This is a genomic window from Rhodococcus sp. IEGM 1305 (genome assembly GCF_030058635.1).
Taxonomy (GTDB): domain Bacteria; phylum Actinomycetota; class Actinomycetes; order Mycobacteriales; family Mycobacteriaceae; genus Rhodococcus_F; species Rhodococcus_F opacus_D.
This window is the reverse complement of record NZ_JASHKX010000001.1, coordinates 737,513-752,691: the sequence shown is the minus strand read 5'-3', so window position 1 is coordinate 752,691 and position 15,179 is coordinate 737,513. Positions and strand designations below refer to the sequence as shown.

Genomic DNA, 15,179 nt, shown 5'->3' with positions numbered 1-15,179 from the left:
TCGAGTGGACCGACCCGAGTCGTTCAGTTCAAGAGATCGTCGAGGCCGGTCGAGTCCCGCGAGAGGGAGCCGCCTTCGACGGGAATCGTTGTACCCGTGATGTATCCCGCGGCAGGCGAGAGGAGGAATGCGATGGTGGCGGCGATCTCGAACGGCTGACCGAGCCTCCCGAGCATGGGCCGTCCGGCCAAAATCCGGGAGTCGTTCGGGCTTCGCGGTGCGGCGACGACACGTGGTGAGAGGAAGAGACCCGGGGCGACCACATTGACGCGAACGCCGCGGGGTCCGTATTCGGCGGCCAGTTCCTTGGCCCACACCTCGAGTGCCGCCTTGGCGGGGCCATATCCGGGTGCCGTTCGACCGCCGTGGGTCCCCATCACACTGGAGACGTGCACGATCGCACCGTGGCGGATCAGCGGGGACAGCCGACGCGAAGACAGAAACGCGTGGGCCAGGTTCACCCTGAAATCCTGATTCCAGTCCGCCAATCCGTAGTCGGTGATCTGTTTGCGATGCATCCGGCCGATGACGTCCACATAGCCGTTGATATGTCCGAACTCGGCGATTGCACCGGTCGCGACGACATCGATACCCTCTTCGGTGGTCACGTCCGCCACCAGAGACGGCATCCTCAACGAGGTGGCCACGTCGTCGACCCGGTCGGGATCGATGTCCACGCACAGAACGCGACCGCCCAGGGCGACGATCGTCCTGCTGACGTGCTCACCGATCCCGCCACCTGCGCCGAGGACGACGTAGGAATTTCCGTCCAACCGGAAGAGGCTGTTGTGATCGATCCCCTCGGCGAGAAGCGGCTGATCGGGGTCGTCGATGGTCAGCGCGGTTACCTCGTCCACTTGGTGACCAGCTTCTGCAGGCCGGAGATCGAGACGTCGAGGACCATGGACAGCAATCCCATCGCGATCAGGATCGCGAAGGTTTCCGCAACCTGGAAATTGTTGGTCACGACGACGAGGCGCTGGCCCAGGCCGGTGTATGCGCCGACCATTTCCGACACGACGGCGCCGAGCACCGAGTAGACCGCGCCGAGCCGTAGCCCGCCGACGATGGCAGGCAGAGCCGCAGGAATCTCGATCTTGAAGAAACGCTGGGTCCGCGTCATGCCCAGCGACTTGGTCAACTGCGCGATGTCGTGATCGATGCTCTTCATCGCACCCATCGTGCTCGTCATCAGGACGAAGAACACGACGCTGAAGGCAACGAGAGCCTTCGGTCCGAAACCCAGGCCGAACCAGAGGATGAAGATCGGTGCCAGCGCGGGACGCGGAAGGCTGTTCATCAAGGTCAGAAATGGTGAGGCTGCGGTATGAAGGACCTGGACGCGGGCGAAGACGACACCTGCGAGGATGCCGGCGATCGCACCCGTCACCAGCCCGACCATCGCTCCGCTGAACGTCGCCGTCACATCGGTCCAGAAGACGCCATCGGTCAGCTGGCCGAAGAACGCTTGCGCGACATCGAGGGGGGCGGAGATCATCATCGGGTCGACGATCTTGTTTCCGGAGACATAGGCCCATATGGAGACGAAGACTGCGAGAGCACCCACCCGAAGTGTCCAGACGAGGATCTTTTCGTTGCGTCGGGCGCGACGCCGCTCCACGAGGATCGTGTTGTCGAGATCCGCCGGTTCGTTGTTGTTCGCGGCTCCGCCGATCAATGCGACCGTGCGGGGCGCGTCACTGCGTAGATCAGACATCGAGCGCCCCGCGGACAAGCTCGACGTCGGCGGCCGAGGAGGTGTGAGGGCCGCCCGTGACCTGCAGGACCGTTCCCGTGATGAAGCTTGCGGCATCAGAGCACAGGTACAGACACGCATCGGCGACTTCTTCCGGCCTTCCGACGCGTCCGAGTGCGAGAAAGCGGCCGAACTTCTGCTCGGTTTCGGGAGATGCGAAGCGAGACGACGGCGTCAGGGTGGCGCCGGGTTCGACGCAGTTGACTCGAATGCCGCGATCCGCCCATTCCCAGGCCATCGTCTTCGTCAGCGAGGCGAGTCCCGCTTTGGCTGCCGCATAGGCGCCGCGGAGCGGGTGTGCGTGGTTGGCCGATCCGGATCCGACATTGATGACGTTTCCGCCACCCTGGCGTTCAAAGACCGGCAGGCATGCGCGGGCACAGTGGAAGGCCCCGCTGAGATTGGTATCGATCGTCGCATTCCAGGCATTGACCGACAGGTCTTCGAGGCGCGATGCGAAGTTGCCGCCGGCATTGTTGATCAGGACGTCGATCCTCCCGAACTGTTCGAGAGCGGTCCGGACCAGATCTTCGGCAGTCTGCGGCTCGCGGATGTTGCCGGCCACGAGCGCCGCCTTTCGTCCGAGCGCTTCGACACTCTCGACTCGGTCCTGAAGCGTCTCGGCGTTGCGCCCGTGCAGGATCAGATCCGCTCCTGCTTCCGCGAACTTGTCGGCGAGAGCCGACCCGATGCCTCCGGAAGCGCCGGTCACTATGACGACCTGGTCCGTGAAGTCGAAAGTGGTCTGACCCACCTTGTTGATGGTGGCGGCTTCTCTGGTCACCTGACGTCCTCCTCGTGATTCGCACCCTGTGTGTTGCAGCTTGTTACGCACTGGGATCCGTTCCCGGCAAGGTGCGTTCGAGTTAGCGTCGTGCCATTCGGGGCCGTGGACAATGACTGAATCGCTATCAAGGCGATAGCCCCCGAGCGGGCCTCTTTTCCTTGACACCGTCGCCGAGGTGTTCGACGATTCACGGGCCGATAGGGTGATTTTTACCACAGGGTCATGTAGCTCGGATCCACCGCGAATTTTCTGTGCCAACTCAGCAGATCGTCCGGCGCAGGAGGAAGCGATCGGTCAGCCCCGTAAACACATCATCGGATTGACGGTGTCCGATTCATCCCTACGGTCGAACAGTGAGAGTGAGAATCTTGTGACTGGTCTAGCTGAAACTACGACGAGGCCCACTACCGCCAAGGGGATCTCGGTCGAGTTCGAAAATGTCCGCCACGCGTTCCTGCACGGCAATCGACCGGTGCGCGTGCTGGACGATTTCAACCTCCGCATCGAGCCGTCTGAGTTCGTCAGCATCGTCGGTCCGTCGGGCTGCGGCAAGACCACGGCGCTCGGCATGGTCGGCAACCTCCTGAAGCCCCGCAGTGGAACCGTTCGCATCGATGGAGCGGAGGTGAGGCCCGGCAGCAATGATGCGGCTTTCCTCTTTGCTCGTGATGCACTCCTTCCGTGGCGACGGGTCCGCAGCAACGTCGAACTCGGCATGGAGATCCGCGGTGTTCCCAAGGCAGAACGACGCGAGCGTGCCGAGGAATGGCTTCGTCGTGTACGACTGCACGAGTTCGCCGACTCGGATGTTCTCCACCTGTCGCAAGGAATGCGCCAACGCGTTGCGATCGCCCGCACTCTGGTCCAGAGCCCAGGCGTCCTTCTGATGGATGAGCCGTTTGCAGCCTTGGACGCACAGACGCGCGCGATCCAGCAGGAGGAGTTCCTCCGGCTGTGGGAGGCCGAGCGACCGACGGTCATCTTCGTCACCCACGACCTCGAAGAAGCCATCCTGCTCAGCGACCGCGTCATCCTGATGGCCAGCCGGCCGGGTCGCATGGTGGTCGACATGAAGATCGAACTCCAGCGGCCGCGGCATCAGGAGATGCGCAGGTCCTCTGATCTCTTCAAATCGTATTTCCACGACATGTCCGCCCGGCTTCGGGCTGAAGTCGATCTCGCCGAACAACGCATGATGGAAGAAAACCAGAATGACTGAAACTCTGCAGACGGTGACGACCGCCGATGGCGCCATAATGGCCTATCGGCAATTCGGCCGAGGATCGCGCCTGATCACCTGCCTGCACTCCCTGGCATTGGACGGATCATGGTATGCGCCTTTGGCCGAGGCTCTCGGCGACGACTACCGTCTGCTTGCGCCGGATTTCCGGGGGCACGGCATGACTGCGCACGGACGATCTGCCATCACTCTCGGCCTCATTGCCGAGGACGTCGCCGCGATGTGGGACGCCGAGAGCGTCGAGCGCTCCGTGGTGTTGGGAATCTCCCTGGGAGGCATGGTCGCTCAGGCGGTCTCGGGGAGCTTTCCGAACCGGGTCGACGCGCAGATCCTGATGGCCACCCGGGGCGCCTATGATGACGAGGCCACTCGCGGAACGTTGGCCCGCGCGGCTGAGGTTCGTGCACCTGACGGGCTCGAGCACGCTGAGGAAATGACCATGCATCGCTGGTTCGGTGATGCATCGCGAAACGAGGCAGACCCGTTGGTTCGGAAAGCTCGCGAACAGTTCCGGGGCGCCGGTGGCGACACCATCGGCGCCTATTTCGATGCAATGACCGAGGTCGGCACGTTTCACACCGAGTCGCCTCCCCCGACTCTCGTGGTCGGCGGCGTCGACGACCGAAGCACTCCTCGTGCGGTAATCGAACAGCTGGCCGCCTCGATCACGGGTGCCGAACTGCGTTTCGCCGAGGGTGGACACCTCGCCGCCTTCGACAACCCCGGCGAAGTCGCCGCCACGGTGCGGCCTTTCCTCGAGGGCCTCGACTGCTGGTAGCCGATCAGTCCACGTGCACACTGGTTCCACATACTGCCTTACGGAGACGACATGGATTTCACGCTCGATCGCGCGCTGACAGAGGATACGCTTCGCGCACAACTCGATTCGGCCCTGACACCCGCGCTCCTGATGTTGACGGCTCACGTCACAGGCGACGCAGGGGTCCTGCGTCCGGAATGGAAGCCCAACCGGGCGACGTTGCCTGCCAGTGGACTCGCACCCGAGACCGACGCGGAGATCAGAGCCTTCTGCCTGAACCGCCTCGCACCGTATCTCCCCTCGCAGCGGGACTGGGCCGCATTCCCGGACGATTCCGTGCGTGAGTCGATGTGCACCTGGTTGATGGACGTAGACATCGAGGACGCTCAGGCTCTGGCTGCGGTGGCCTTCACACCTGACGACTGCGACCCTCGCGGGCCGGAGTGGAATCTCGACGAGATCGCTCCCGAAAGCGACCTGCGCGCCGTGGTCATCGGCGCCGGATTCTCCGGATTGCTTGCCGGACTTCGACTGAAGCAGGCAGGTGTGCCCTTCACGATTATCGAGAAGAGCGCGAATGTCGGTGGCACGTGGTACGAGAACAGCTACCCGGATTGCAGAACCGACGTCCGTAGCCACATCTACACGTACTCGTTCGTTCCGCACGACTGGGTCACGCACTTCGGCCGCCAACAGGCCATCCATGAATACCTGTACAACTTCGCAGCGAAGAACGGTCTCCTCGAGCATATCTCGTTCGGCACCGAAGTGACCTCGACCCGTTGGGACGAGAGCACCAGTACCTGGACGATCGACACCCGCACGTCCGACGGCGTCGTCAGCTCGGCTGAATCCCAGATCGTCGTCAGCGCTGTGGGACAACTGAACCGGCCCATGATCCCCGCCGTCGACGGCCTCGAAACCTTCACCGGCCCGGTGATGCACTCCGCGGAATGGGACCACAGCATCGATTTCGCCGGCAAACGCGTCGTCGTGATCGGGACCGGCGCCAGCGCACTGCAATTCGCTCCGAAGATCGCAAAGGAAGCGGAGCATGTCACGATCTTCCAGAGGAGCGCGCCATGGCTGCGGTCGACCCCGGTGCTTCGGCAGGACATCGACCTCGGCGAACGCTGGCTCCTCACCAATCTGAAGCACTACCGCGCCTACTACCGTTTCTCCATCTTCCTTCCCCGCCTCATCGGCAACCTCCCGGCTGCAACGGTCGATCCGGACTTTCCGCCGACCGAGGTCTCGGTATCTGCGGCCAACGAGGCGCTTCGTGTCGAGCTGACCGATTACCTCACCGAACAGGCCGGCGACCGACTCGATTTGCTCGAGCAGATCATCCCCGACTACCCGCCCGCCGCGAAGAGAATCATCTGCGACGACGGCACGTGGGTTGCCACCCTCAAGCGTGACAACGTGCGCCTGGTGAGCCAGGCCGTGCAACGGATCGACCAGGACGGTGTCTGGATCGGTGACGAGCACGTCGCCGCCGACATCATTGTGTTCGGAACCGGTTTCAAGGCCTCGGAATTCCTCGTCCCCATGACGGTGACGGGCATCGACGGACAAGATCTGCATCAGACCTGGGGTATCGATGCCAGCGCGTACCTGGGCATCACGCTTCCCGGCTACCCGAACTTCTTCTGCATGTACGGTCCGAACACCAACACCGTCATCCACGGCAACCTGGTGTTCTTCCTCGAGTGCCAAGCCGCATACATCATCAGTGCCGTCCAGATGCTGGCCAAGGGCGGCCACCGTTCGATGGCGCTTCGACCGGACGTGTTCACCGAGTACACCGACGAGGTCACCAAGGAGAGCGCCAAGCGCACCTGGGGCTGGTCGAAGACCCACAGCTGGTATCAGAACGCCGCCGGGCGGTCCACCATCATGTGGCCACTCCCGGCTCGCGAGTACTTCGAGCGCACCAGCGCGGTGCACGACGAGGACTACTACATCCACTGACCCGCATGACGTCATCATCCGCATTTTTCATTTCACCGGAGGCTACTTTGATCACCGAGACAACGGCAGGTGTCGCCAACCTCGAAACCCGCTACCTGACGGGCGGCGGCCCGGAAGACGGCGTCCCCGTCGTGTTCCTGCACGACGGCGCGTGGGGCGGCAGCGCCGACGTGACGTGGGGGCAGGTCCTGCCCCTGGCCGCAGAGAAGTACCGGGTCATCGCCCCGGATTTCCTCGGTTACGGCGGATCCGCCAAGTCCGTTCGCCTGGATGTCTCACCGTTCGCTTTCCGGATCCGGCACGTGTTCGCCTTGCTCGACCATCTCGGCATCGACGGTCCGGTGCACCTGGTCGGAAATTCGTTCGGTGGATCGGTGGGTCTGCGGGCGCTGGCCGACGGTGACTACCGATCCCGGATCGCCTCGGTCACCACACTCAGTGGCACCGGCGGCCCCTGGAAAGCGCCGGACATGGGCAAGCTGCGCGACTTCGACGGTTCGGTTGCCGGTATCGAGGCGTTCGTCGACCTGCTGTGCGACGACTTCTCCGGCAGGGCCGGACAGGTGGACGCCCGATTCAGGTGGGCCGTCGCTCCCGGTCACTTCGGGTGCATGAGCGCTCCGCATCTGCCGGTACCCGAGGCGTTGCGGAAGGAGCGCCCAGCCGATCCCTACCCCGCCACACTTGCCGGCGTTCAGACCCCCGTGCTGCTCCTCGAGTGCTCCGAGGACGTGCTGCTCGAGGCGGGGTGGAGCAAACACCTCCAGGCCGAACTCCAGAATTCCCGCGCCATGGTCCTGCCCTACCGGCACTGTCCGAACATCACCCATCCGAAGGAGACGTGGGCCGTGATCGGCGAGTTCCTCGACAGCTGCACCGGCGGTACGAACTGATGCCGACCCCGGGCGGCAATGCTGCGACCGCGTCCACCGTGGGTTCGCTCGTTCTCACCGGCGGATCGTCCGGAATCGGCGCCGGGTTGGCGGGCGATCTGGCAGGCGAGTGGGACATCACCGTCGTCGATCGGGATCTGCCGGAAACGCCTGCCCCCGGCGTGACGTACCTCCAGGGCGACATCACCACCGACGATGCGGTCGACACGGTTCGCAAGTCGCTGACCGAGAACGGCCGGGCAACGATCGACGGCATCGTCCACTGCGCGGGCATCGGCGCATTCGGCCCCTTCATGGAGATGCCGAAGTCCGAGTGGGAACGGGTGCTTCTGGTCAACCTTCACGGAACACTCAATTTCGTCCAGGGCGTCGCCGACATGGTCGCGGACGGCGGCAGAATCGTCCTGTTCTCGTCCGGGACGGTCTTCAAGGCCCCGGCGAGCGCAGCGGCGTACGCGGCCTCCAAGGCCGGCGTGATCGGCTTTGCCCGCAGCCTCGCCGCGGAACTCGGAGCCAGGAACATCACGGTCAATGTGATCGCCCCCGGTTTGGTGCTGACCCCACTCTCGACGGCGATCGCCGCAGGTGAAGAGGCCAACATCAACACGCGAGCGATCAAACGGCCCGCAACGGTCGAGGACTTCATCGGCCCGACCCGATTCTTCCTCTCCCCCGGCTCCTCCTTCGTCACCGGGCAGACGCTCGTCGTCGACGGAGGTTCGATCCGCCGTTAGGCGGCGCCGCACGGACCGCCACCGGTCGCCTGCTCGACGGCCGCGTGACCGAATTCCGGATCGTCTCGGTCCGCGGCCCGGGCGGCGATAGTCTGGGAAGGGTCGTCGAGAGGTAGGCGGATGACACCACAGTTCCCAGGGCGGCACAGGGGCGGATAGCGCGTTGGCAACCGACGGCGATCCGCTCCGCACACAGCGCGATACCGACACCGCGACGACAGATGAACTGCGCGCGGCCGGGTTCGACGATGCCCGGGAGATCGGGCGTGGGGGCTTTGGCGTGGTGTATCGCTGCACCCAGTCCGCTCTGGACCGCGCGGTGGCCGTGAAGGTTCTCAGCGGCGACCTCGACGACGAGAGCCGGGCCAGGTTCCTCCGGGAGCAGCGGGCGATGGGCAGGCTGACCGGGCACCCGAACGTCGTGAGTGTGCTCGAGGTCGGCGTCACGCCGAGCGGGCTTCCCTTCCTGGTGATGCCCTACCATCCGCAGGATTCCCTCGATGCGCGGATTCGCCATCAGGGTCCGCTCACCGTGACCGAGGCGCTGCGGTTGGGAGTGAAGATGGCTGGCGCACTCGAGACGGCGCACCGGTTCGGCATCGTGCACCGCGACGTCAAGCCCAGCAACATCCTGCTCACCGACTACGCCGAACCGGCACTGACGGACTTCGGCATCGCGCACATCACCGGCGGTTTCCAGACCGCGACGGGAACCATCACCGGATCGCCCGCGTTCACCGCCCCGGAGGTCCTCGAGGGCGACACCCCGGGTCCGTCCTCCGACGTGTACGGCCTCGGGGCGACACTGTTTGCCGCGATGACCGGACACGCGGCATTCGAGCGCCGGAGCGGCGAGCAGGTGGTCGCGCAGTTCCTGCGGATCACCACGCAACCGGCGCCGGACCTCCGAGGCTCCGGTATCGAAGCCGCCGTGGCCGCCATGCTGGAACACGCCATGTCGCGAGACTCGCACGAGCGCCCGTCCGCCGCGATCCTCGGTGAAGCGCTGCAGGACATCCAATTTCGCCGCGGTGACCCGGTCGACGAAATGTCGTTGCGCCCGGACCCCGAAGCCGGGCGAGACCCGCAGCGCCCGACGTCGACAGGACGATCATCCACCGGAACCCCCTCGGGATCGGGTGCCGACGGGACTCTTCCCCTGGACTTGACGAGCTTCGTCGGCCGACGAAAAGAGCTCGCCGAGGCCAAGAAACTGCTCTCGGCGTCACGGCTGGTCACGTTGACCGGAATCGGCGGTGTCGGCAAGACCCGACTGGCACTGCGCGTCGCGACCAACATCCGGCGGGCATTCGACGACGGGGTCCGGCTGGTCGAACTTGGTGAACTGCGCGACGGATCGTTGCTGGGAGAAGTCGTGGCGGCCGGGCTGGGATTGCGGCAGCGGTCGCCGAGACCGCTGCAGACCCTCGTCGAGTTCCTGGAGCCGCGCGACATGCTGCTCGTACTCGACAACTGTGAGCAAGTGGTGGATGCGGCAGCAGATCTGACGGAGACAGTGCTGCGTACCTGCCCCGGCCTGCGGATTCTCGCGACGAGTCGCGAAACCCTGGACGTCGCGGGGGAAGCCGCCCTGCGCGTGCGCCCACTGGCACTTCCGGATTCGGACACGGAGGCGTCGCTGAAGAGTCTGCCCAGCTACGACGCGGTGACGTTGTTTGCCGAACGGGCCGCCACGGCGGTACCCGGCTTCGAAGTCACCGAGGACAATGCCGCCACCGTCGCCCGAATCTGCATCCAACTCGACGGTCTGCCCCTGGCCATCGAATTGGCGGCAGCGAGGCTGCGCTCGATGTCGCCGGAACAGATCCTGCAGCGGTTGACCAACCGGTACGAGCTGCTGACCCGCGGAAGCCGGAGTGCACCGACCAGGCAGCAGACGCTGCGGTGGAGCATCGACTGGAGCTACGACTTGTGTCTCCCCGCCGAGCAGCAGCTGTGGTCGCGGCTGTCGGTCTTCGCAGGCAGCTTCGAACTGGACGCCGCCGAGGAGGTGTCCATGTACGACGCCCAACCGGCCGGTCTCATCGATCTCGTCGCGTCGCTCGTGGACAAGTCGATCCTCATCCGCGAGGGATCGGGGGCGGTGGTGCGATTCCGGATGCTCGAAACGCTGCGCGAGTACGGCCGGGAGAAGCTCGAACAGGACGGCACCCTCCCGGACCTCCGGCGGCGGCATCACAGCTGGTATCGGCAATTCGCCCTCCAGGCCGAATCCGAATGGATCGGCCCCCGGCAGGTCGCCTGGCTCGCCCGGCTCGAGCGTGAACAACCCAACCTGCGCGAAGCGATGGAGTACGGCCTGTCCAAGGCTGCCGACTCGGCCGAGGCGGGGCTGGAGATCGCGACCGCTCTGTATCCGTTCTGGGTTTCGCGTGGGCTGCTCCGAGAGGGGCGCCGCTGGCTCGACCGCGCACTGGCGCAGGAGGGAGGACACGACACCGCACTCCGGGTCAAGGCGTTGCATTCGGCCAGCGTCCTCGCCAGCCGACACGAAGACCTGGAGCGGGCAGCCGAACTGATCGACGAGGGGCGTGTGCTTGCCGAGACCCGGGGAAGTGCACTCGATCGCGCCCTCATGCTTCAAGCCGACGGAGCGCACGCACTGCACGGCGGCAACCCGGAGCACGCCGTGAGCTCGTTCACCGAGGCTCTCGAGGTATTGCGCGGCGAGCGCAACCTCCTTGCACACGTCACGGCCCTGCATGCGCTCGGATTGGCTCACGAGATTCTCGGACACGCCGAGGCCGCCACCGGCTGTCTCGACGAGGCGATCCGGATTACCGAATCACACGGTGAATCGGTGTACCTGGGTCGCTCGTCCCTGACCCTCGGGCTGGTGATGTGGCGGGAGGGCGACCGTGATCGCGCGGTGCTGCTGCTCCGGAAGGGACTCGAACTGGCCCGCGTGGTCGACGATCCGTTCGGAGCCACCTGGTGCCTCGAAATTCTCGCCTGGATCTCGTCCCGCGAGAACGATTTCCACCGCGCCGCCGTCCTGCTGGCAGCGGCCGAGATGCTTCGACGGCGGGTGGGCACCTCCATTGTCCAGATCCCCGACTTGACCGAATCTCACCAGGAATGCGAGCTCGTCACGCGGCGCGCACTCGGTGCCCGGGCGTTCGAGACTGCGTCCCGCGAGGGCGAGGCGCTGGGCTTCGACGCCGCCGCCTCCTATGCCCTGGGCGAACCTCTCCCGGCAGCGCCAAGGCGTGGCGATCCTGCGACGGCACTGACCAAACGCGAACGCCAGGTCGCCGACCTGGTTGCGCAGGGTCTGACCAACAAGGCGATCGCCGCCCGCCTCGCGATCTCCCAACGCACCGCGCAGGGCCACGTCGAGCACGTCCTCGCGAAACTCGGATTCTCCTCACGAGCTCAGATCGCGGCGTGGGTCGCAGAACTGTCAGCCAAGCCGGACAGCTCACACCCCTGATGCCGTGCCATCGCACGCCCTCCGCGCGACCGGCGTCAGCCGCCATCGCTCGGGAACGAATCGGAATCCGAGCCGCACCGCCGCGCCGAATCGCCGGAGCCTGCGCTCGTCGTCCGCGGACCACTCCCAGCCGAGCTTGTCGCGGGCGACCGGAGGCAGCGTTCCTCGGGCGATCCACACGAGCAGCCGTCCGAGCACGGCACCGACGAGACGCCACAGAACCGCGGGGATCCGATCGTCGGGACGAGGCGTCGGCTGCCCGTTGAGCACGCGCGACCTGCGCACCGTCTCGGTCGTGTCGAGAACCGTGCAGACCATCTCGTCCCAGTAGTCCACGAAATCGGCGTACGTCTCGGGCAGGTTGGTAGCCGACACCCCGTAGACGCGTACCACTGCTTCGACTCCTGACACAGCTGTTCCTTCTCGGAGTCGCCGAGCGGTTCACCGAAGTATTCGGCGACCACGTACTGGGTGCCCAGGAACGTGGCGTGAGCCCAGAAGTACGGACCGGGATTCAGCGCGTGATACCGCCGCCCCTCGTCCGTCGTGCCCTTGATATCCCTGTGCATGTCGCGGATCATCTGGGCCTCCGCGCCCGTCGGATCGTAGAGCGCGCGGATGATCGGCCCCGCGGAACGGGCCAGCCGGGCGAACTCGTTGCCGAATACGGCCGAGTGCCGCACAAGAGCGGTGTCGATGACGGGATGCATCACCTGCAGCGTGCCCGACCACGAGATCAGCAGCGCGGTTCGCCAGTCGCCGAACCGGTGCCACGTCAGCGAGTGGGGCCCGAGCGGCGGCAGCGCCGAACGTCGTTGGGACGGAAGCTCCGTGGTGGTCATGGCGCTCTCCAGATGCCGCTCGATGTGGCACGTGGTGCAATTCAGCATGACTTTTGACATCGCATGATGTCAACAATGGAGCGCGGGGGTTCCCCGATCGTTGCCGGGATCGATGAGACGATGACGGAATGACCGACAGCGACAACCCTCGTGGAGCGCCGCGCAAATGGCGTGGCCGGGAGCCGGCCGACCGCCGCGCCGCGAGGCGTGCGGCACTGATCGAAGCCGGCCTACAGATCATGGGAACCGAGGGAACGGCAGCGACGACGATGCGCGCGACCTGCCGCCAGGCGGGCCTCACCGAGCGCTACTTCTACGAGAGTTTCGACAATCGCGAGGCGCTGCTCGTCGCACTCCTCGACCACGTCGTCCTGGGCGCGAGGGACACCCTGGTCGGGGCTCTCGAGACGGGCCCTGCCGATCCGGGTGAACTCGTCCGCCACGTCGTGAAGGCGTTCACCGGCTACATCGCCCAGGACCGGCGGCGGGGACGCGTCATGTTCGTCGAGTCGCAATCCGTGCCGGAATTGGCCCAGCGCGGCGAACAACTCGTCACCGAGTTCACGACTCCCATGACGGCGGCACTGACAATGCTGGGTGTCGACGGCGCACCCCGCGACGCCGTCAACACCCAGCTGAACGCGATTGCCCTGTTCGGGGCGATCGCCTTTCTGTACCAGCGCTGGCTCACCGGCAGCCCGAAGATCTCGCAGAAGCGGATCGTCGAGCACATCGCACTCACCATCGAGGCTCATGCGCCGGTGAACAGCACCCCCTAGACGTGCGCGGCGCGAACCAGCGGTCGCCGCATCGCTTCCAGGCCCGCGACGACCGCCACGGCGATCACCACGTGCATGGCCGAGAGCGCGATGGTGCTGGCGGTGTCGAAGTCGGCCTGAATGGTCAGGGCGATCGTCGCGAGCGGCAGCAGGGCGCCGATCACTTCGGCCGGCCGGATGACGGCCACCCATTTCAGCGAGATCAGCGCGGCCAGTGTCATTCCGATCAGTATCGGAATGACCGTCAGCATGACGACGCCGCCGGGCGCCACGCTGCTGGTCTTGCCGGCATCAGTCATCTCGAACGAACCGCCGGCAGCCAATCCCAGCAGCCAGATCACCAGGTTGGGGACGAGCGCGCCGATCGTCGTCGCGGCGATTGCCCACGGGCGGCTCAGTTCGAGCGTCATCGGGTTGATCCGTGAGGTCGTGGTTGCAGAAATCGTGGTTCCGGTGCTGGACATGTTCATTTCTCCCTGTCGAGTGGCTCGAAGTGCTACTGACCGATCCTGCAACCTCAACCATTGTTTGGGTCAAGGCTTGAAATCGAGGTCTTGTCGGTGAGACCCGAACAGGTAGACCCGGGCGGTACGCAAAACTCATCGCGGTCGGCCCCGGTCGGTCATCTGAGGGAAGATGGCGACTATGAACTCTGCCCCCACCACACCCTCCCGACCGCGGGGGCTCCGCAACCCCCTCCGCATACTCGCGCGCTGGCTCGGCACCCGCGAATGGGTGATGCGGATGGCGCCGATCATCATCTGGCTGGAGTCGCACCTGCGCGCGTGGACCGGCAACCGGGTGAGCCTGATCGGCATAGCCGGACTGCAGTCCGTGCAGGTGACGGTCCCGGGACGCAAGAGCGGCACCCCTCGCACGACGGCCCTTCTATGCATTCCGTACGGGGACGGGTACATCGTCACCGGCTCGAATTGGGGACGTCCCGAGCATCCGACGTGGTCGGTCAATCTGCGTGCGGCGGACGAGGCCCAGGTGAAGGCCGGGTCGCACGAATCCCGGATGAGCGTCCGGATGGTCACCGGGGACGAACGCGAGAATCTCTGGAAACTGGTGGTCGACTACTGGCCCGGCTACCTCATGGAGCATCGACGGTCCGGCGGACGTGAGTTCCGGCTGTTCGTGCTCGAGCCCACCCGCTCGGCTACGGAGAGTCGCGAATCCTGAAGACCGGCTCCACGAAGCGTTCGACGGCGTGACGCTCGGCGGCCGCGTCGCCCAACGGCCAGGTCAACAGTGACAGGACGACGCGCACGATCCACCCCGCCGCCTCCTCGTCGGGCGCAATGCGGGTGAGCGAGATCGCCACCCGGCCGAGTTCGGGTGCGCGGGCCAGGTACTCGTCCGTACTTCTCGACCGCGACCCGGTGAACCACCGGGCCAGTGTCGGCTCCGCGCGGATCGCAGTCACCGACGCGAGAATCGCCTCGACAATCCGCTCCGAGTTCTCGAACGGTTCCAGCGACTGCTCGACGTGGTCCGCCACGGCTCCGGCGGCGCGGGACATCACGGCGTCGACGAGCGCCCGCTTGCCGCCGACGTAGCGATAGAGCGTCGCGCGCGAGCACCCTGCCCGCGCGGCGACCTCGTCGACACCCACGCCGTCGATGCCCCGCTCGCGGATGAGGTCGGCCGCGGCGGCGTGAATCCTCTCGACGGCAAGCACCCGCCGGTTGCCGCCGGTCAACCAATCCGCGTGTTCCATCCGCGCCGCCGTCCGAAACGTCGTTGTCACTGTGTCTCACCATGAGACGAATACACCAAACATTCTAGAACATGTTTTCCCAATTGGGTTCATGATCAGGCTCGACGACTCCAGATCCACTCACGCTGAGACAAGGGCACATTTATCGCTGAACAGCGAAGTCGCAGTCTTCTGGCCACCCTTGACAGCACCCTCCTTCGGCGCGAACCGTGATCATCTGTAACAGGTTCTCGTCAA

General features: G+C 65.3%; 13 protein-coding genes and 1 pseudogene. 8 read left to right on the top strand and 6 right to left on the bottom strand.

Annotated elements, in window-relative coordinates:
- Positions 1–23: 23 nt before the first annotated feature.
- The 3 genes from QM693_RS03435 to QM693_RS03425 are packed head-to-tail and all read right to left on the bottom strand — an operon-like array spanning position 24 to position 2,801.
- Complete coding sequence (locus QM693_RS03435) at positions 24–857, bottom strand: SDR family NAD(P)-dependent oxidoreductase (RefSeq protein WP_283351397.1); 834 nt, start codon at positions 855–857, stop codon at positions 24–26.
- Complete coding sequence (locus QM693_RS03430; protein WP_283351396.1) at positions 845–1,717, bottom strand: ABC transporter permease; 873 nt, start codon at positions 1,715–1,717, stop codon at positions 845–847. Before QM693_RS03430 ends, QM693_RS03435 begins: the two co-directional genes overlap by 13 nt.
- A complete protein-coding gene (locus QM693_RS03425; protein WP_283351395.1) occupies positions 1,710–2,801 on the bottom strand; it encodes an SDR family NAD(P)-dependent oxidoreductase in 1,092 nt (363 codons plus the stop codon). The genes QM693_RS03430 and QM693_RS03425 overlap by 8 nt, the downstream gene beginning before the upstream one ends.
- Positions 2,802–2,913: 112 nt before the next feature.
- On the opposite strand from QM693_RS03425, the gene QM693_RS03420 reads away from it, so the two are divergent.
- The 6 genes from QM693_RS03420 (at position 2,914) to QM693_RS03395 (ending at position 11,598) form a co-directional block, all read left to right on the top strand.
- Entirely contained in the window at positions 2,914–3,762 is an 849-nt protein-coding gene (locus tag QM693_RS03420; RefSeq protein ID WP_283351394.1) for an ABC transporter ATP-binding protein, read from the top strand.
- A gap of 13 nt (positions 3,763–3,775) precedes the next feature.
- Positions 3,776–4,561, top strand: coding sequence for an alpha/beta fold hydrolase (locus QM693_RS03415; RefSeq protein WP_283351393.1), 786 nt, complete (start codon positions 3,776–3,778; stop codon positions 4,559–4,561).
- Between the two features lie 51 nt (positions 4,562–4,612).
- Positions 4,613–6,517, top strand: a complete 1,905-nt coding sequence (locus QM693_RS03410) for a flavin-containing monooxygenase (RefSeq protein ID WP_283351392.1) — start codon at positions 4,613–4,615, stop codon at positions 6,515–6,517.
- Between the two features lie 47 nt (positions 6,518–6,564).
- The gene (locus QM693_RS03405) at positions 6,565–7,410 is read left to right on the top strand and encodes an alpha/beta fold hydrolase (RefSeq protein ID WP_283351391.1); all 846 of its coding nucleotides are present in this window, start codon (positions 6,565–6,567) and stop codon (positions 7,408–7,410) included.
- Positions 7,410–8,144: an SDR family NAD(P)-dependent oxidoreductase gene (locus QM693_RS03400; RefSeq protein ID WP_172651665.1), complete on the top strand. Its 735-nt coding sequence runs from the start codon at positions 7,410–7,412 to the stop codon at positions 8,142–8,144. The genes QM693_RS03405 and QM693_RS03400 overlap by 1 nt, the downstream gene beginning before the upstream one ends.
- A 163-nt stretch (positions 8,145–8,307) precedes the next feature.
- The gene (locus QM693_RS03395; protein ID WP_283351390.1) at positions 8,308–11,598 is read left to right on the top strand and encodes a protein kinase domain-containing protein; all 3,291 of its coding nucleotides are present in this window, start codon (positions 8,308–8,310) and stop codon (positions 11,596–11,598) included.
- Here the strand turns inward: QM693_RS03395 and QM693_RS03390 are convergent.
- A pseudogene (locus QM693_RS03390) lies at positions 11,587–12,440 on the bottom strand (oxygenase MpaB family protein). The gene QM693_RS03395 and the pseudogene QM693_RS03390 sit on opposite strands and share 12 nt — an antisense overlap.
- A gap of 128 nt (positions 12,441–12,568) precedes the next feature.
- Here QM693_RS03390 and QM693_RS03385 point away from each other — a divergent pair.
- Positions 12,569–13,219 carry a TetR/AcrR family transcriptional regulator gene (locus QM693_RS03385; RefSeq protein WP_283351389.1) on the top strand — a complete coding sequence of 217 codons (651 nt, stop codon included), beginning with the start codon at positions 12,569–12,571 and terminating at the stop codon, positions 13,217–13,219.
- On the opposite strand, the gene QM693_RS03380 is transcribed toward QM693_RS03385, so the two are convergent.
- Positions 13,216–13,683, bottom strand: coding sequence for a DUF6069 family protein (locus QM693_RS03380; protein ID WP_283332062.1), 468 nt, complete (start codon positions 13,681–13,683; stop codon positions 13,216–13,218). The genes QM693_RS03385 and QM693_RS03380 overlap by 4 nt on opposite strands.
- 181 nt (positions 13,684–13,864) lie before the next feature.
- Here QM693_RS03380 and QM693_RS03375 point away from each other — a divergent pair, with 181 nt between their 5' ends.
- Complete coding sequence (locus QM693_RS03375; protein WP_283351388.1) at positions 13,865–14,404, top strand: nitroreductase family deazaflavin-dependent oxidoreductase; 540 nt, start codon at positions 13,865–13,867, stop codon at positions 14,402–14,404.
- Here QM693_RS03375 and QM693_RS03370 read toward each other — a convergent pair.
- Positions 14,382–14,942 (bottom strand): TetR/AcrR family transcriptional regulator, encoded by a 561-nt coding sequence (locus QM693_RS03370; protein ID WP_283351482.1) that lies wholly within the window; start codon positions 14,940–14,942, stop codon positions 14,382–14,384. The two genes, QM693_RS03375 and QM693_RS03370, sit on opposite strands and share 23 nt — an antisense overlap.
- Positions 14,943–15,179: the final 237 nt, after the last annotated feature.